Source organism: Streptomyces sp. NPDC050416 (genome assembly GCF_044458845.1).
Classification (GTDB): domain Bacteria; phylum Actinomycetota; class Actinomycetes; order Streptomycetales; family Streptomycetaceae; genus Streptomyces.
This window is the reverse complement of sequence record NZ_JBITII010000001.1, coordinates 936,552-954,394: the sequence shown is the minus strand read 5'-3', so window position 1 is coordinate 954,394 and position 17,843 is coordinate 936,552. Positions and strand designations below refer to the sequence as shown.

Genomic DNA, 17,843 nt, shown 5'->3' with positions numbered 1-17,843 from the left:
TCGTGGTTTCGGTCGGTTCGGCGACCACTGGGTGGTTTGTCATCGCGCCGGTCGCACAGGAGCCGGTCGGCCTATCGTTGCGGACATGGTCTTCCAGCCGTCCACGGAACCCGCCGTCTTCCACGCAACGCTCCGCGACCAGTTCGAGACGTTCCTCGATGAGCACCGCTCCGCGCTGCACGACAGTCTGAACGGACTGACCGAGGAGCAGGCACGCCGGTCACTCGTCACGTCCAAGACCACGCTGCTCGGCCTGGTCAAGCACGCCACGTTCGTCGAGAAGGTCTGGTTCGACGAGGGGACAACCTGCCGGTCCCGCGCCGAGATCGGCATTCCCGACTCGCCCGACGAGTCCTTCGACCTGCGCGACGACGACACGATCGCCTCGGTCCAGCACGCCTACCAGCAGGCTTGCGCGGCTTCCCGTCGCGCCACGGCAGAGCTGACGCTGGACGACCTCCTCCTGGGCAACCGCCGGGGCCCGCTGCCCCTGCGCTGGGTCTACCTCCACACACTGCGCGAACTGGCCCAGCACTGCGGCCACGCCGACATCCTCCGCGAGCAGGTCCTCGGCGGCACGACATCCCACGGCTGACGCGGGCACTGTCCGACGTTCACAGCATGTCCCCCGCGCCCCTCCACCGAGGTACGGCCCAGGCCAGCACGTAGCCGAAGCCGTTGAGGGCCCAGTGCAGCGCAGCGGGCGCCAGCAGACTCCCGGACCGGCGCCGCAGCTCGCACAGGACGACCCCGGCCGCGGTCGTGGCGACCACGGCGGCCGCGACCGACAGCACGGTGCCCGCCGGTCCCGTGCCCAGGACCGCCACGGCCTCGTTGGCCCGGCTCAGCCCGCGCGAGGGAAGCACATGCCAGAGCCCGAACAGCACTGACGACACCGCGGTGGCCCAGGCAGGACCGTGCCGACGCCGCACCATGGCCCACAGGACGCCGCGGAAGGCGATCTCCTCCAGCAGCACGGTGCCGACCGGCACCCGGATCAACACTCGCCACAGCAGTTCCCCCTCGGTCAGGCCGGTGGCGCGTTCGTCCTCGAACGCCTCCCTCGTGGCCGGCAGAGCGAGCCCGACCAGGAAAACGGCGAGAACCGCTCCCACCAGCACCGCTGACCACCGCAGTCCCCGGTGCAGGGCAGCCGGGCCGAGCCCGAGATCGGCTCGGGTGAGACCGTCCCACCGGGCGATCAGCAGCAGCGCGGCAGCCGCGGCCACGCAGGTGGGTACGTAGGCGCCGGGCGCGAGCCAATTGTTGAGCAGGTTCGCGGCCACCAGGACGGCGAGGACACAGAACATCCGCATGGTGTCACCAGCATCCCGCCATCCGCTCCGTCAGCCCGGGTAGGGAAGGGAGATCACCGCCAATGAGGTGAACGAGATGAGAGGCCCTATGTTCACGACCCGCCCCACCCTCCAGGGCACCTTCGGCATGGTGTCCTCCACGCACTGGCTCGCCTCGCAGTCGGCCATGGCCGTCCTGGAGGACGGCGGCAACGCCTACGACGCGGCCGTGGCGGGCGCGTTCGTGCTGCACGTCGTCGAGCCGCACCTCAACGGCCCGGCGGGCGAGGTGCCGATCCTGCTCGCGCCGGCCGGCGGCGAGGTAAGGGTGCTGTGCGGACAGGGCGTCGCACCGGCCGGGGCGACGGTCGCGCACTACCGGGGCCTCGGCCTGGACCTCGTCCCCGGCACCGGGCCGCTCGCCGCCGCCGTGCCGGGCGCGTTCGACGCCTGGATGCTGCTGCTGCGCGACCACGGCACCAAGTCCCTCGCCGACGTCCTGAAGTACGCCATCGGATACGCCGAGCACGGGCACCCGCCCGTGGAACGCGTCGGCGAGACCGTCGAGACCGTACGCGAGCTGTTCGAGACGGAATGGACCTCGTCGGCGGACGTCTACCTGCCCGGCGGCAAGTCCCCGCGTCCCGGCGAGCCCTTCGCCAACCCCGCGCTCGCCGCCACCTGGAAGCGCCTGCTCGCCGAGACCGCGGGGGCGGGGGACCGGGAGGCCCGGATCGAGGCCGCGCGGGAGGTGTGGCGCCGCGGCTTCATAGCCGAGGCCCTGGTACGGCAGGCCGGGCAGCCCACCCTCGACACCAGCGGCGAACGCCACACCGGCACCCTCACGGCCGCCGACCTCGCCGGCTGGTCCGCGACCTGCGAGACACCGGTGTCGTACGACTGGAACGGCTGGACCGTGTGCAAGCCGGGCCCCTGGAGCCAGGGCCCGGTCCTCCTCCAGCAGCTCGCCCTGCTCCCGCCGGAGCTGCCCCGCCACGGCTCCGCCGACTACGTCCACCTGCTGGTCGAGAACTGCAAACTCGCCATGGCCGACCGGGAGGCCTGGTACGGGGACGCCGCCGACGTGCCGCTCGACGACCTGCTGTCCGACGCGTACAACACCGACCGCCGCGCTCTCGTCGGCGAGCGGGCCGGTCTCGACCTGCGGCCCGGCAGCCCCGGCGGACGCACCCCGCGGCTGTGCGCGCACGCGCGCGTGGCGGCCACCGCCCTGGAGGGCTTCGACGCCCTGGGCGTCGGTGAACCGACGGTCGCCAAGAGCCCCACGTCCCCCGTGCCCGGCGAACCGGAGGTGGGCGACGACGGGACCACCCGCGGCGACACCTGCCACCTCGACGTCGTCGACCGCTGGGGCAACATGGTCTCGGCCACACCCAGCGGCGGCTGGCTCCAGTCCAACCCCGTCGTGCCCGAACTCGGCTTCCCGCTCGGCACCCGGCTCCAGATGACCTGGCTGGAGGAGGGCCTGCCCAACTCCCTCACCCCCGGCCGCCGCCCCCGCACCACGCTGACGCCCTCGATCGCCCTGCGCGCGGGCGTGCCCGTCATGGCGTTCGGCACACCGGGCGGGGACCAGCAGGACCAGTGGCAGCTGCACTTCTTCCTCGCGGTCGCGCTGCGCGCCGAGGTGCGCGGCGGCCTGGACCTCCAGGGCGCGATCGACGCCCCGAACTGGCACAACGACAGCTTCCCGGGCTCCTTCTACCCGCGCGGCATGCGCCCGGGGAGCGTCACCGTGGAGTCGCGCACGGACCCGGCCGTCGTCGAGGAGCTGCGGCGGCGCGGCCACCAGGTGACCGTGGGCGGCCCCTGGTCGGAGGGCCGGCTCTGCGCGGTCGCGCGGGCCCCGGAGACGGGCGTCCTGTCGGCGGCGGCGAACCCGCGCGGCATGCAGGGCTACGCGGTCGGGCGGTGAAACCGCTGAGTCCCCCTGGCCGTGGAGCCCGCGCGGCGCCGTCGCTGTTCATCGTGACGCCACCCGGAGTGCGCCGGGCGGGTGGGGATTGTCAGTGCCGCGTGTTGTGATGGAGGGGTGATCGACAGCACCGAAACCATCGAAGAGTTTCTCGCCCGGCACGCTTCCGACGTCGAGGAGGCGATCCGCAGCGCGGCCGCCGCCGAGATCATGCCGCGCTGGCGCCGCCTCGCCGCACACGAGGTCGACCAGAAGGCCGGCCCGCACGACCTGGTGACGGACGCCGACCGCAAGGCCGAGCTGTATCTGACCGAGGCACTGGGCGCCCTGCTGCCCGGCTCGGTCGTGGTCGGCGAGGAGGCGGTCCACGCCAACCCGGCGTCCTACGAGGCCATTCGCGGCGACGCCCCCGTCTGGATCGTCGACCCGGTCGACGGGACCCGGCAGTTCGTGCGCGGCGAACCGGCCTTCTGCACCCTGGTCGCGCTGGCCCACGGCGGCACCCTGCTCGCCTCCTGGACCTACGCCGCCGCCCGCGACCAGCTCGCCACCGCCCAGCGGGGCAAGGGCGCCTACCTCGGGGGAGAGCGGCTGTTCGCCGGTGTGCCCGAGCCCGGCCGGGACCTGCGCGTAGCCACCTCCCACCCGGACTACACGACGGACGACCAAAAGCGCGCCCTGCTCGGCCTGCGCACCGAGGGCGTGGCACCGCGCGCGTGCGGCTCGGCCGGACTCGAGTACCTGGCCATCGCGCGGGGCGAGTCCGACGCGGTGGCCTTCTCCTGGGAGGCCGCGTGGGATCACGCGGCCGGTCTGCTCCTGGTCGAGGAGGCGGGCGGCGCCCACCTGACCCGCTCGGGCGAGCCGTTCCGCATCACGGGCGGCAACGAGCTCCCCTTCACCGCGGCCCGCGACGCGGCCACGGCCCGCCGGGTGGCGGCACTGCTGGCGAGCGCAGACTGAATGTCACGGACCGTGCGCCCCCCGTCGCCCAAGGGGCGCTCCGGGTGCCGTTTCCGCGCGATTCCCCCCGCGGCCGGTGACTGTCAGTCCCCGGGCCTATCCTGATCCTCAGTGGCCGTCGGCTGACGAAGGGGTCCGAAGGTGCCGTCGATGCTCGATGCCGTCGTAGTGGGTGCGGGGCCGAACGGACTGACCGCGGCCGTGGAGCTGGCCCGCCGCGGATTCTCCGTCGCCGTGTTCGAGGCCCGGGGCACCGTGGGCGGCGGTGCCCGCACAGAGGAGCTCACCCTGCCGGGCTTCCGGCACGACCCGTGCTCCGGGGCGCACCCCCTCGCCATCAACTCACCCGCGTTCCGCGCCCTGCCGCTCCAGCGCTACGGCCTGGAGTGGCTGCACGCCGAGCTCCCCATGGCGCATCCCTTCCCGGACGGCTCGGCGGCCGTGCTGGCCCGGTCGGTGGGCGAGACGGCCGCCTCCTTCGGGCCGCGTGACGCCGGGACGTACCGCAGGCTGGTCGAGCCCTTCCTGCCCAAGTGGGACGTGCTGGCCCGGGACTTCATGTCCCTGCCGCTCACCGCGCTGCCCCGCGACCCGGTCACGCTCGCCCGCTTCGGCCTGGTCGGCCTGCCCCCGTCGACTCTGCTGACGCGCCGCTTCCGCGACGAACCCGCCAGGACGCTGTTCGCGGGGCTCGTCGCGCATGTCATGGCGCCGCTCGGCGGCTTCGCCACCAGCGCCATCGGCCTGGTCTTCGCCCTGGCGGCGCACGCCCGCGGCTGGCCCGTCGCCCGCGGCGGCTCCCAGGCCATCTCCGACGCCCTCGCCGCCTACCTGCGCGACCTCGGCGGCAGCGTCCACACCGACTACGAGGTCAAGCGCCTCGACGACCTGCCGCCGGCCCGTGCGTACGTCTTCGACACCTCACCCACCGCCCTGGCCCGCATCGCCGGCTTCGGCAACCACTACGCGGACTTCCGCTACGGACCGGGCGCCTTCAAGATCGACTACGCGCTGGACGGCCCCGTGCCCTGGACCGCGAAGGAGGCCCGCGTCGCCGGCACGGTGCAGATCGGCGCGAACCGTGCGGAGATCGGCGCGGCCCTGCGCGCGGCGTCCCGCGAGGGCCGGGCCCCCGACAAGCCTTTCCTGATCACGGTCCAGCCGAGTGTCGTCGACCCCACCCGGGCCCCGGCGGGCAAGCACGTCTTCTGGGCCTACGGGCACGTCCCGCACGGCTGGACCGGCGACCTGACCGACGCCATCGAGCGCCAACTGGAGCGGTTCGCCCCGGGGTTCCGCGACCGCGTCTTGGCCCGCGCGACGGCGGGCCCGCCCGAACTCGCCGCCCGCAACGCCAACTACGTCGGCGGCGACATCGCCTCCGGCGCGGTCTGCGGTCTGCAGATCCTGCTGCGCCCCAAACCGACCCTGTTCCCCTACCGCACGCCGCACCCGGCCGTCTTCATCTGCTCGTCGGCGACCCCGCCGGGCCCCGGTGTGCACGGCATGTCGGGGCACAACGCGGCGAAGGCCGTCTGGAAGCGACTGAGGCAGCCATGACCACCATCGAACTGGTCCAGGGCGACATCACCCGCCAGAGCGTCGACGCCATCGTCAACGCGGCCAACTCCTCGCTGCTGGGCGGGGGAGGCGTCGACGGCGCGATCCACCGGCGCGGCGGCCCGGCCATCCTGGAGGAATGCCGGAAGCTGCGCGCCTCCCACTACGGCAACGGCCTGCCCACCGGCCAGGCGGTCGCCACCACCGCCGGAGACCTGGACGCCCGCTGGGTGATCCACACGGTCGGCCCCGTCCACAGCGCCACCGAGGACCGCTCCGCCCTCCTCGCCTCCTGCTACCGCGAGTCCCTCCGCGTCGCCGACGAGCTCGGCGCCCGTACGGTCGCGTTCCCGGCCGTCTCCACGGGCGTCTACGGCTGGCCGATGGACGACGGCGCGCGCATCGCGGTGGAGACCGTACGGGCCGCGGACACGGCGGTCGAGGAGGTCAGGTTCGTGCTCTTCGACGAGCAGGCGTACGAGGTGTTCGCCGGCCGGCTCCGCTGACGCGACCCGGCCGGGCCGGGCCGTCTCAGACCGGCTCGGGCTCGAAGTGCTGCAGCAGGTCCCGGCCGGGCTGCACCACGCCGTAGCTGCTCTCCGGTACCGCGTTCCAGACGCCGGGCAGATCACCGAGCGGCTCCGACACGACCAGCCGGGTCCCCTCGGAGATGTGCTTCAGGAACGCGAGGTCGGGGTGGAGGGCCCGCACGTCCTCGACCCGGCTGCTGTAGTACAGCGACCGCGAGTCTCCCGAGCTGGAGTACCGGAAGAACCACAGCCGTTCGCCGTCGGTCACCGCGACCGTCATCTGGAGCGGCTGCGCCACCCCGTGCTCGTGCCCCAGCCGCTCGACGAGCCCCACCATGCGGGCCACCGCGCCCGGCGGATCGCCGTCGAGCCCCAGGGTGAGGGCCACGTGGAACATCACCTCGGAGTCCGTTGTGCCCTCCAGCGACGGGAACAGTTCCGGATCCACAGCGAGCATGAGATCGCGGCGCAGTTCGCTGAACCCGCTGATCGCCCCGTTGTGCATCCACATCCAGCGCCCGTGCCGGAATGGGTGACAGTTGGTCTGCTGCACGGCCGTCCCGGTGGACGCGCGGACGTGGGCGAAGAACAGCGGCGAGCGGACGTGATCGGCGATCTCGCGGAGATTTCGGTTGCTCCAGGCCGGACCGGTGTCGCGGATGACGGCGGGGGTGCGCAGGTGCCACGCGTACCAGCCGACGCCGAAACCGTCGCCGTTGGTGGTCTCGACACCCATCCGTGCGTGCAGGCTCTGGTCGATCAGCGAGTGCTGCGGCCGGTACAGGACGTCGTCCAGCAGCACGGGAGTGCCCGAGTAGGCCAGCCAGCGGCACATGGTCGCCACCCCCATCCGAGCCGCCTCGGCCCTGCCGTGCGGCTCCGCAGGTGTCGGTGCGGATACGTCTCGCGCGCCGGGGCCGCGGCGCGTGGTCCCAGACAACCCCGCCACCGGTGACGGCCGCATCGCCCGCCACGGGTGGTTGCCGGGGGAGCGGCAGCGCCCGGGCCGGTGTGCGTGGGGGAGTGAACACTGAGATTCTGGGGAAACGAGTGCTGCTCATGATCCGGCGCACGGCAGGCAGTGGGAGCCCCATGGCCGCGACCTCGGAGACCGGTGCGGAGCCGACGTCCACGGGCGTCGACCCCATGGGCGATCCGCTGCTGCGCACCCGGTTCGCCCTGCCGAAGCGGCCCGCCGGCTTCCTGCGCCGCAGCCGCCTGACCGGACACCTCGACCAGGCGCTCATGACCCCCCTGACGATGGTCAACGGGCCGGCCGGCGCGGGCAAGACCCTCCTGGTCGCCGACTGGGCCGCCGGCCTGCGCGAACCGGTCGTCTGGCTCACGGCCGAGCCCGGCGACCAGGCTCCCGGGATCTTCTGGGCCTATGTGCTGGAGGCACTGCGCGCCGCCGGTGTACCCATGGCGGGCGAGGTCGGCTGCCCGGCGGAGGCCGGCCGGGTGGACCGGCGGACGCTGACCCGCCTCGCCGCCGACCTGGAGAGCCGCGACCACACCACCGTCGTCGTGCTCGACGAGTTCGACCGGGTGACCTCACCCGAGATCGCGGAGCAGCTGCAGTTCGTTCTGCGCCACGCCGGGCACGGCCTGCGCCTGGTCCTCGTCACCCGCACGGAACCCCTGCTGCCGCTCCACCGCTACCGGGCCTCGGGCGAGATGACGGAGATCCGCGACGCGGAGCTGGCGTTCACCGCCGAGGAGGCCGCGGACCTGCTGTCGCGGCACGGCCTGCACCTGAACCACAGCGCCGTAAGGGCCCTGGTCGACCGCACCCAGGGATGGGCCGCCGGCCTCAGACTGTGCGCCCTGGCCGCCCGGCAGGTCGCGGACCCCCACCTGTACGTGAAGCAGTTCGAGGCCGACCACAGCGCGGTGGCCGACTTCCTGCTGACCGAGGTGCTCGACCGGCAGCCGCCCCGCACCCAGGACCTGCTGCTGCGCATCAGCGTCCTGGACCGCTGCTGCTCCGACCTGGTGAACGCGCTGACGCTGCGGACCGACGCCGAGCAGGTCCTGGCCGCGCTGCACCGGGAGAACGCCTTCGTCCAGTACCTCGGCCACTCGTGGTACGGCCTGCATCCGCTGTTCGCCGAGATCCTCCGCGCCCACCTGCGGGAACGCTTCCCCGGACTGGAGCCGGAACTGCGCGGCCGGGCCGCGCGGTGGCTGCGGCGGTCCGGAGCCCTGCACGAGGCGCTCGTCCAGGGCGCCGCCGCGGACGACTGGGAGTTCACCGCCGACGCCGTGGTCGACGACCTCGCGATCGGGCAGCTGTTCACGGGCCTGCACGCCGAGGACCTGTCCGCCCTGTTCGCGCGGATGAGCCCCGAGGCCACGGGCCCGGCGCCCGACCTCGTCCGCGCCGCCCGCGAGCTGGCTCACCACGACCTCGACCACGGCCTGCCCCACCTGCACCGGGCCGGGCGCCACCTGGCCGGGAACGGCCGCGACAGGGCGCCCGTCCGGCTGGCCCGAGCCCTGCTGGAAGCCCTGGCGGCACGGATGACCGGCGCCCCGGACAGAGCGGAGCGAGCCGCCGAGGAGGCCCGGGGCCTCCGCCAGGACGTTCCCGCCCACCTCCTGGAGAACCACCCGGAAGTCACCGCCCTCCTGCTCACCCACCTCGGCTCCGCCCGCCTGTGGGCCGGGCGTTTCGACGACGCCCGCGACGCCCTGTCGGCGGTCGCCGGACACCCCGGCGGAGCGGCGATGGCACTGCCCCGGTGGGAGGCGCTCGGCCACCTCGCGCTGATCGACCACCTGAACGGCCGGCCCGGCCCGGCGGAGCACAAGGCCCTGGCGGCGGCCGGCCAGGCCGAGCGATACAGCCTGCCCCCGCAGTCCGGGGCCGGCCTCGCCCCGCTGGTCCTGGCCGCCGTCCTGATCGACCGCGACGAACTCGACGACGCCCAGGCGCTCCTCGACGCGGCGGCCGCCTCCCGGCCGCTCCGCGACGACCCGGTGACTCAGGCCGGCCGGACCCTCATCCGGGGGCGGCTGCTCCTCGCCCGCGGGGACGCCCGGGCCGCGCTGGCGGCGGCGGACGCGTCCGTACCAGCAGCGGTGAGCTCCCCCTGGGCGGAAGACCACGCGGCCCTGCTCGCGTCCGCCGCCCACCTGGCCCGGGGGCATCCCGAAGCGGCCCGGGAGGTCGTGGAGCACGTGGCACACCACCGGACGGCCTGCGCGGTCGAGGCGGCGCGGGCCCGGCTCGCGGCGGGGCAGGTCGAGGGGGCGCTCGACATGATCGACAACCTGCCGGAGGACGATCGCCCCGGCCCGGCGGTGACCGTCCGGGCCACACTGGTCCGCGCCCAGGCCGCCCACGCGAGAGGCGACCCCGTCACCGCCCGCCGCCTCGTCGCCCGGGCCCTGCGGGACGGCCGGCGCGAGCATCTGCGCCGCCCCTTCCTGGAAGCCGGTCCCTGGCTCCGCCCCCTGCTGAGCACCGGCCGGTGCCGGGAACTGGCCGGCGGCTGGCTCCTTCCCCGCCCCGGCCGCCCCCACGACCCCGGGCCCGCCGCGCCGGACCGGCACCCGGCACTCGCCGTCGAGGAACTCAGCGCACGCGAGCGTGACGTGCTGCGGCTTGTGGCCGACATGAGGTCGACGGAGGAGATCGCCGCCGGCCTGCACGTGTCCGTGAACACGGTGAAGACCCACCTCAAGAGCATCTACCGCAAACTCGCGGTCGGCCGCCGCGGCGACGCGGTCCGCCGCGCCCGCGAACGGCGGCTGCTGTGACGGCTGCCGTGAGGTTCACCTGCGCCGGGTGACGCCGTACGGCGCGCCGGGGCGGAGCATCGCCAGGGAAAGGCGTGCCCCGTCCGCTTCAGGCCGTCCGCGGGAGAGCTGTTCATGCGCTACGAGATCCGTGTCGACGGACATATGTCGGAGACGCTGGCCAAGGTCTTCCCGGAGCTGGACCACGTGCTGATGTCCGGCCAGACGGTCCTGTACGGCCCCGTCGTCGACGAGGCCCATCTGTACGGGCTGCTGACCCGCTTCCAGGCGCTGGGACTCAGGGTCGTGGAGATGCGTCAGCTGCCGGAGTGAGCCGGGCTCACCGGGTGGCCGTACGGATGACCCGCCGCGGTGAGGCGGCCCCGTCCCGCACACGGGCACGCTGAGAGCGGCATGTTGCGCAGCGCGCCGGACCCGACAGCACGGTGCGGCCACCGCGGACGACGTGGAGGCCGGTGCAGGTTCGCATCCCCTGACGACCACGGGCCGAGGCGCCGGAAGCCACTCGCATCCCCGCCCCGACCCGAGGGTGAAGTGTGCCTCCTCACGCAGGAAGAGAACGTGACCACCCTTGATCCGCCTGCCCGTGACCGGTCCCAGCTGGTGCCAACCGTTGCCGCCGAGCGCGCTCAGGAACGGGCGCGGACCAACAGCAGCGCGACGTCGTCGTCGGGCTCCGGGCTCAGCGCGCCGAGGAGGCTGTCACTGGCCCGTTGCAGGCTGGGCCCCGCGTTCTCCAGGAGGCGGGTCAGCAGGTCGAGGCCGGTGTCGATCGGCTCCCCGCGGTTCTCGACCAGCCCGTCGGTGTACAGGGCGAGCAGGGAGCCCGGAGCGAACTCCAGCTCCACGGTGCCGAACTCCACGCCGCCCACCCCCAGCGGCACCCCGCCGGGCACGTCGACGAGCTTCGCGCCGCCGTCCGCCCCGGCGAGTACCGGCGGCAGATGACCGGCGCTGGACAGCGAGCAGACGCCCGCCCGCAGGTCGCACACCGCGTACACGCACGTGGCGATCGCGTCGCCGAGCGAGCCGGCGATGTCGTCGAGGTGCCGCAGCAGCTCGGCGGGCGGCAGGTCCAGCCGGGCCAGTGCCCGCGTCGCCGTGCTCAGCTGCCCCATGATCGCCGCGGCCTGGACGCCCTTGCCCATGACGTCGCCCACCACGAGCCCGGTGCGTCCCGGGCCCAGCGGCAGCACGTCGTACCAGTCGCCGCCGACCTCACTGAGCGCCGGGCGGTAGCGGGCGGCGATCTCAAGCCCCTCCTGCTCGGCGGGCGTGGCCGGGAGCAGACTGCGCTGGAGCGTCAGGGCGGTACCGCGTTCCCGGCCGTAGAGGCGGGCGTTGTCGATGCAGATCGCGGCGCGCGCGGCGAGCTCCGAGGCCAGCGCCTGGTCCCGGTCGTCGAACGGGCGTTCGTCGATCGTGCGGTACAGGGTGAGGGTGCCGAGCACCTTCCCCCGGGCCACCAGCGGCACCGCCAGGTAGGAGTGCGCGCCGGCCTCGTGCAGGGTCCGGGCGGCCCGCGCGTCCCGGGCGATGCGCCGCATCATCTTCGGGTCCACGCGCTCGACCAGGACCGGGCGGGCCCTGCGCACGCACTGCGTGATGATCCGTGACGAGGCGTACGTGGCCAGTTCGCCGACCGGGTCGGCGGCGTGGATGGCGTCGGTCGGGTAGCCCGCCGCGACGGCCAGCGCCCGGAACTCCGCGGGTGCGCCGCCCGTCACCGGCACGATGGTGCCGCGGGCCACGACGGACTCCAGGACGTCCACGGCGGCCAGGTCCGCCAGGTGCGACACCACCACGTCGGCCAGCTCCCGGGCGGTCTGCTGAAGGTCCAGCGTGGTGCCGATCCGCACCCCGGCCTCGGCGATCACCGACAGGTGCTGGCGTGCCTGCGCGACCTCGGCCGCGGCCTGCTGCCGTTCGGTCACGTCCAGCACGGCCATCGCGAGCCCGAGCACCCGGCCGTCGGTGTCCTCGATCCGGTGGTACGACTCCGAGTAGGCGCGGTCGTGTTCGTCCGCCGCCGTACGGCCGATGGTCTGCTGGTCGAGCAGCGGCCTGCCCGTCTTGAGGACGTGCCGCATCCGGGCCTCGATCGCCTCGACGTCCAGGCCCGGCAGCACCTCGCCGAGCCGCCGGCCCAGCAAGGCCTCCTCGGGCACCCCGTTGATCCGCTCCAGCGCCGGGTTGACCCCGACCCAGCGCAGGTCGTTGTCGAAGACGGCGATGCCGAGCGGGGTCTGGTTGACGAGGCTGTGCGACAGGGCGAGGTCCCGCTCCACCTTCCGTACGGTCGTCGCGTCCGTGGCGAGTCCCAGCAGGTGGGGCCTGCCCTCGCTGTCGAGGAGCCGCATCGTGCGGAACTCCACGGCGCGTTCCGTGCCGTCGCGGTGCCGCAGCGGGAAGACACCGGCCCAGCGGTCTCCCGCTCTGACCTGGGCGAACAGCTCCCTGCCCCGGGGGCGGTTCTCGGGCGCCACCAGGAGCGTGTCGGCGCGCTGACGCAGGGCCTCGTCGGCGGTGTAGCCGAGCAGCTGCTCGATCTCGGGGCTCCACAGGGCGATGTGCCCGCCGTCGTCCAGGACCACGGCCGCGACCTTCAGCAGGTCCAGCAGCCCACCGGGCGCGGCCGTGACGGCGCCCCGGTCCGAGGGCGCATACCCGTTCATGCGAGCCGCTCCTTCCGGCGCGGCAAAAGGTCCGGCCAAGATCCGTTGCGCAGGCTGTCCGATGAGGTCACATTACGGTCGGAGGAGCGACACTGTCGCGCCGAAATGACAAATAACCGCCGGTCGATGCACAGAGGAAGAGGGAGCGGGATCTTGGCTGACTGGACGTTGAGGGAGAGCCTGGCCACCATGTCGGGGACCGTGCGCTGGGACCGGTTCGGGGAGCCCGGCGGTGAGCCGGTCGTGCTGCTGCACGGGACGCCCTTCTCCTCGTATGTGTGGCACGAGATCGCTCCGGCGCTCGCCGCCGGCGGGCACCTCGTGCATGTGTGGGACATGGCGGGCTACGGCACCTCCGACATGCACCCGGACCAGGACGTCTCGCTGGGGGCCCAGGGCCGGATCTTCACCGAGCTGCTCGCGCACTGGGGGCTTGAGGAGCCGTCCGTCGTCGCACACGACTTCGGCGGGTGCGTGGCACTGCGCGCCCATCTGCTGCACGGTGCCCGCTACCGGCGGCTCGCGCTGGTCGACCCGGTGGCGCTGGAACCCTGGGGTTCTCCCTTCTTCCGGCTGGTCGGGGAGCACAGCCACGTCTTCGAGCAGTTGCCGCCGGCGCTGCACGAGGCTCTGGTGCGCGAGTACGTCACGTCCGCGAGCCACCTCGGCCTGCGGCCCGCCGCGCTGGACGCGCTCGTGCGGCCCTGGACGGGGGAGCGGGGCCAGGCCGCCTTCTACCGCCAGATCGCGCAGGCCGACCAGCGCTACACCGACGACATCCAGCCGCTGTATTCCACGCTCGACCTGCCGGTGACGGTCTGCTGGGGCACCGAGGACACCTGGATCCCCTTCGCCAAGGGCCAGGAGCTGGCCGCCCTGATCCCGGGTGCGCGGCTGGTGCCCGTCCCGGAGTCCGGCCACCTCGTCCCGCTGGACGCCCCCGCCCGGCTGACGAACGAGGTGCTCACCTTCCTCGGGGCCTGAGGGCGTCGCGGCCAAGGACGCGGGAGAACCATCAGGACCGAACAAAGTCCGACGGGGTCATTGCTTCGGTTCTGTTCGAGTCCTAGGGTGTGCCTGCTCAGCAGTTGCTCCGTCACCGTCAGTTGCACCGGTCCCAACTGAAACACCCGGTAAGGGAGTTGGGGACCGCAACGGACGTGCCCTCAGTCCGTGCAGCACCCTGTCGAACCGAGGAAGGCCACGGTCATGCCGCACCCGCTTCCGTCCCCCGCCGACCGGCCCGTCGTCAGCCGTCGCCGCCTGCTCGAAGGGGGCGCCGCCGTGCTCGGCGCGCTCGCCCTGTCCGCGTCGCCCGCCGTCGCGCACGCGGCCGACCGACGCCCGGCGGCGGACGGCCCGCCGGAGTGGAACGACGGCCTGGCCGTGTACCGCGTGGGCACCGAGCCGCCGCACACCACGCTCATGCCGTACGCCGACCTCGGGCAGGCCCTGGCCGGCGACCGCGAGCGCTCGCCGTACCGGCTGAGCCTAGACGGCAAGTGGAAGTTCGCCTACGCGGACCGCCCCGACGACCGGGACGCCGACTTCTACCGCACCGACGTGGACGACTCCGGCTGGGACACCATCCCCGTGCCCTCCGCCTGGCAGCTGCACGGCTACGACTTCCCCATCTATGTCAACATCACCTACCCCTGGTGGGGACCCAACGGCGGCGGCGAGGAGGCCCAGCCGCCCACCGCCCCGACCCGCTACAACCCCGTCGGCCAGTACCGCCGTACGTTCACCGTCCCCCGGAACTGGTCGGGCCGGCGCACCTTCCTGCACTTCGAGGGCGTCAAGTCCGCCCACTACGTGTGGATCAACGGCGAACTCGTGGGCTACCACGAGGACTCCTACACCTCCGCCGAGTACGACATCACCCCCCACCTCAAGCCGGGCACCAACCAGATCGCCGTCGAGGTGTACCGCTACTCGGACGCGGACTGGCTGGAGGACCAGGACATGATCCGGCTGAGCGGCATCTTCCGCTCGGTCCATCTGTACTCCACCCCGAACGTGCACCTGCGCGACTTCAAACTGGACACCCCGCTCGGCGACGCCTACGCCTCCGCCGAACTCAAGGTCACCGCGCACGTCCGCGACTACGGCGGCAAGGGCGCGGGCCGCTACACCGTCGAGACCCAGCTCTACGACGCGCGCGGCCACGCGGTCTGGTCGCGTCCCTTGAACCAGCCCGTCGACGTCCCCGACGGCGACGAGGCCACCGCCGAGGCGTCCAGAGCCGTCCCCTCGCCGAAGCTCTGGTCGGCCGAGCACCCGAACCTCTACACCGCCGTGCTGCGACTGCGCGACCCGTCCGGCAAGGTCGTCGAGACCCTCTCGCACCGGGTCGGCTTCCGCGAGTTCGCGCTCAAGGACGGCCTGATGCGCATCAATGGCAAGCCGGTCTCCTTCCGCGGCACCAACCGGCACGAGATGCACCCGGAAACCGGCTCGGCGCTCACCCGGGCGCAGATGATCGAGGACATCGAGATCATCAAGCGGCTCAATATCAACAGCGTCCGCACCTCGCACTACCCCAACAACCCGCTGTGGCTGGAACTCGCCGACGAGTACGGCCTGTACCTCGTGGGCGAAACCAACCTCGAAACCCACGGCATCCGCGACAGGTTCCCCGGCAGCGGCCACCCCGAGTGGACCGAGGCGTGCGTGGTCCGCGCCCAGAACATGGTCCACCGCGACAAGAACCACGCGTCGGTGGTCATATGGTCCCTCGGCAACGAGGCGGGCGGCGGCACCACCTTCAACGCCATGCACGACTGGATCCGCTCCTACGACCCCACCCGCGTCATCCAGTACGAGGGCGACGACCGCCCGGGCATCAGCGACATCCGCTCCGAGATGTACGACAGCCCGCAGCGGGTCGAGCAGCGCGCCAAGGACACGAACGACACCCGCCCGTACGTGATGATCGAGTACTCGCACGGGATGGGGAACTCCAACGGCAACTTCAAGAAGTACTGGGACATCGTCCGCCGCTACGACGTCCTCCAGGGCGGCTGGATCTGGGACTTCGTCGACCAGGCCCTGAGCTGGCCCACCCCCACGCGCAAACTGCTGACCGAGTCAGGCCCGGGTGCACTGCGCGGCGAGGTCATCGCGCCCGCCGGTACCTTCGACCGCGCGAAGGGCGTCTCCGGCGGCACCGTCTTCCCCCGCGACGCCCGCCTCGACCTCACCGGCTCCCTCACGCTGGAGGCCTGGGTCACCCCGCACGTGACCGGCGGGCACCAGCCCCTCATCGCCAAGGGCGACACCCAGTACGCCCTCAAACAGACCGACAAGAACCTGGAGTTCTTCATCCACGGCGGCGGCCAGTGGGTCACCGCCAGCTGGGCGCTGCCCGAGGGCTGGACGGGCAGGGAGCACCACGTCGCCGGTGTCTTCGACGCCGACGCGGGGACGCTCACCCTGTACGTCGACGGCCAGGTGCGCGGCACCCGGACCACCACCCGGCGCCCCGGCGACAACACGGCGTCCCTGTCCCTCGCCACCGACATCGACAACCCGACCCGGGAGTTCAGCGGCACCATCCGGCGGGCCCGCGTGTACGCCCGCGCGCTGAGCGCCGCCGAACTGGCCTCCGACAGCCGCGGCCCGGACGACGAGGGCGTGCGCTTCTGGTTCGACGCCGCCACCGTCGGCTTCAGCGAGAAGCGCCCGCGCGACAAGACCTTCTACTCCTACGGCGGCGACTGGGGAGACAACCCCAACGACGGTGCCTTCGCCGGTGACGGCATCATCACCGCCGACCGCGGCCTCACCGGTAAGTCCGCCGAGGTCAAGCAGATCTACCAGGCGATCAACGCCGCCCCGGCCTCCGGCGGCCCCGGCGCCGTCACCCTCACCAACGAGTACCTCTTCACCAACGTCCGTGAGTTCGACGGCCGTTGGTCCCTCATCGCCGACGGCAAGGTCGTCCAGCGCGGCCGGCTGACCCGCGAACAGCTGAACATCGCCCCGCTGACCAGCAAGGACATCAAGGTGCCGGTGCGGCTGCCGGCGAAGCCCGCACCGGGCACGGAGTACTTCCTCCAGCTCTCCTTCACCACGAAGGAGTCCACCAAGTGGGCGAAGGCCGGCTTCGAGGTGGCCAAGCAGCAGCTCGCCCTCGACACGGACAGCCCGGCCGTGACGCCCCTGCCGCTGCGCAGCGTCCCCGCCCTGCGGTACACCGAGCGGGACGATGCCGTCACCGTCAAGGGCAAGGGCTTCTCGGTCACCGTCGACAAGCGCACCGGCACCATCACCTCGTACGAGGCGGGTGGCACCCGGCTCATCACCTCCGGCCCCGTCCCGAACTTCTGGCGGGCGCCCACCGACAACGACCGGGGCAACGGCCACCACACCCGTAACCAGACGTGGCGCGACGCGGGATCCAGGCGGAAGGTGGCGGACGTACGGGTCCGGCCCCTGGACGACCGGGCCGTCGAGGTCACCCTCACCGGCACGCTGCCCACCAGCACGGAGTCCACGTACAGCACGACGTACACGGTCTTCGGCAACGGCGAGATCAAGGTCGACAACACCCTGCACCCGGGAGCGTCGAACCTGCCGTACATCCCCGAGGTCGGCACCCTGCTGTTCCTGCCCCGCCGCCTGGACCGGCTGCACTACTACGGCCGGGGCCCGGAGGAGAACATGTGGGACCGGAACAACGCCACCGACGTGGGCCTGTACTCCGGCACCGTCTCCGACCAGTGGACCTCCTACCTGCGCCCCCAGGAGAACGGCAACAAGACCGACGTCCGCTGGGCCGCGCTGACCGACGGCGGCGGACGCGGACTGCTCGTCTGCGGTGAGCCGCTGGTGGAGGTCAACGCCTCGCACTTCACCCCCGAGGACCTGTCGGTCGGCGCCCGCCACGACTACCAGCTCAACCCCAGGGACGCGGTGGTCCTCCGGGTCAACCACCGTCAGATGGGTGTGGGCGGCGACAACAGCTGGGGCGCCCACACCCACGACGAGTTCAAGCTCCTCGCCAACCGCGACTACGCCTACACCTACCGGCTGCGTCCGCTGACGCGCGTGAGCGAGGCGATGGCGGTGTCGAGGCGGCCGACGGCCACCGAATAGCCGGAATGGCGCGACAGCG

General features: G+C 72.8%; 12 protein-coding genes. 9 read left to right on the top strand and 3 right to left on the bottom strand.

Annotation, left to right across the window (positions count from 1 at the left end; translation table 11 throughout):
• Positions 1-85: 85 nt before the first annotated feature.
• On the top strand, positions 86-595 hold the full coding sequence (locus ACIBL4_RS04290) for a DinB family protein (protein ID WP_399406315.1): 510 nt from the start codon (positions 86-88) through the stop codon (positions 593-595).
• Between the two features lie 19 nt (positions 596-614).
• Here the strand turns inward: ACIBL4_RS04290 and ACIBL4_RS04285 are convergent, their stop codons facing one another.
• Positions 615-1,316 (bottom strand): lysostaphin resistance A-like protein, encoded by a 702-nt coding sequence (locus tag ACIBL4_RS04285; RefSeq protein WP_399406313.1) that lies wholly within the window; start codon positions 1,314-1,316, stop codon positions 615-617.
• Positions 1,317-1,404: 88 nt separating this feature from the next.
• Between ACIBL4_RS04285 and ACIBL4_RS04280 the strand changes: the two genes are divergently transcribed.
• The 4 genes from ACIBL4_RS04280 (at position 1,405) to ACIBL4_RS04265 (ending at position 6,260) form a co-directional block, all read left to right on the top strand.
• Entirely contained in the window at positions 1,405-3,231 is a 1,827-nt protein-coding gene (locus ACIBL4_RS04280; protein WP_399406311.1) for a gamma-glutamyltransferase family protein, read from the top strand.
• 117 nt (positions 3,232-3,348) lie between these two features.
• Positions 3,349-4,194, top strand: coding sequence for an inositol monophosphatase family protein (locus ACIBL4_RS04275; RefSeq protein WP_399406309.1), 846 nt, complete (start codon positions 3,349-3,351; stop codon positions 4,192-4,194).
• A 150-nt stretch (positions 4,195-4,344) separates the two neighbouring features.
• Positions 4,345-5,754, top strand: a complete 1,410-nt coding sequence (locus ACIBL4_RS04270; RefSeq protein WP_399406307.1) for a phytoene desaturase family protein — start codon at positions 4,345-4,347, stop codon at positions 5,752-5,754.
• Positions 5,751-6,260 (top strand): O-acetyl-ADP-ribose deacetylase, encoded by a 510-nt coding sequence (locus ACIBL4_RS04265; RefSeq protein WP_399406305.1) that lies wholly within the window; start codon positions 5,751-5,753, stop codon positions 6,258-6,260. Before ACIBL4_RS04270 ends, ACIBL4_RS04265 begins: the two co-directional genes overlap by 4 nt.
• A gap of 25 nt (positions 6,261-6,285) precedes the next feature.
• Here ACIBL4_RS04265 and ACIBL4_RS04260 read toward each other — a convergent pair whose 3' ends face one another.
• A complete protein-coding gene (locus tag ACIBL4_RS04260; protein WP_399406579.1) occupies positions 6,286-7,119 on the bottom strand; it encodes a class II glutamine amidotransferase in 834 nt (277 codons plus the stop codon).
• 257 nt (positions 7,120-7,376) lie between these two features.
• Between ACIBL4_RS04260 and ACIBL4_RS04255 the strand changes: the two genes are divergently transcribed.
• Together ACIBL4_RS04255 and ACIBL4_RS04250 are read left to right on the top strand one after the other, a co-directional pair.
• Entirely contained in the window at positions 7,377-10,049 is a 2,673-nt protein-coding gene (locus tag ACIBL4_RS04255; RefSeq protein ID WP_399406303.1) for a LuxR C-terminal-related transcriptional regulator, read from the top strand.
• A 114-nt stretch (positions 10,050-10,163) separates the two neighbouring features.
• A complete protein-coding gene (locus ACIBL4_RS04250; protein WP_356925403.1) occupies positions 10,164-10,361 on the top strand; it encodes a hypothetical protein in 198 nt (65 codons plus the stop codon).
• 317 nt (positions 10,362-10,678) lie between these two features.
• Here ACIBL4_RS04250 and ACIBL4_RS04245 read toward each other — a convergent pair whose 3' ends face one another.
• Positions 10,679-12,724, bottom strand: a complete 2,046-nt coding sequence (locus tag ACIBL4_RS04245) for a SpoIIE family protein phosphatase (RefSeq protein WP_399406301.1) — start codon at positions 12,722-12,724, stop codon at positions 10,679-10,681.
• Between the two features lie 153 nt (positions 12,725-12,877).
• Between ACIBL4_RS04245 and ACIBL4_RS04240 the strand changes: the two genes are divergently transcribed.
• A complete protein-coding gene (locus ACIBL4_RS04240) occupies positions 12,878-13,708 on the top strand; it encodes an alpha/beta fold hydrolase (RefSeq protein ID WP_399406298.1) in 831 nt (276 codons plus the stop codon).
• A gap of 225 nt (positions 13,709-13,933) precedes the next feature.
• Complete coding sequence (locus ACIBL4_RS04235; protein ID WP_399406296.1) at positions 13,934-17,824, top strand: glycoside hydrolase family 2 TIM barrel-domain containing protein; 3,891 nt, start codon at positions 13,934-13,936, stop codon at positions 17,822-17,824.
• Positions 17,825-17,843 lie beyond the last annotated feature (19 nt).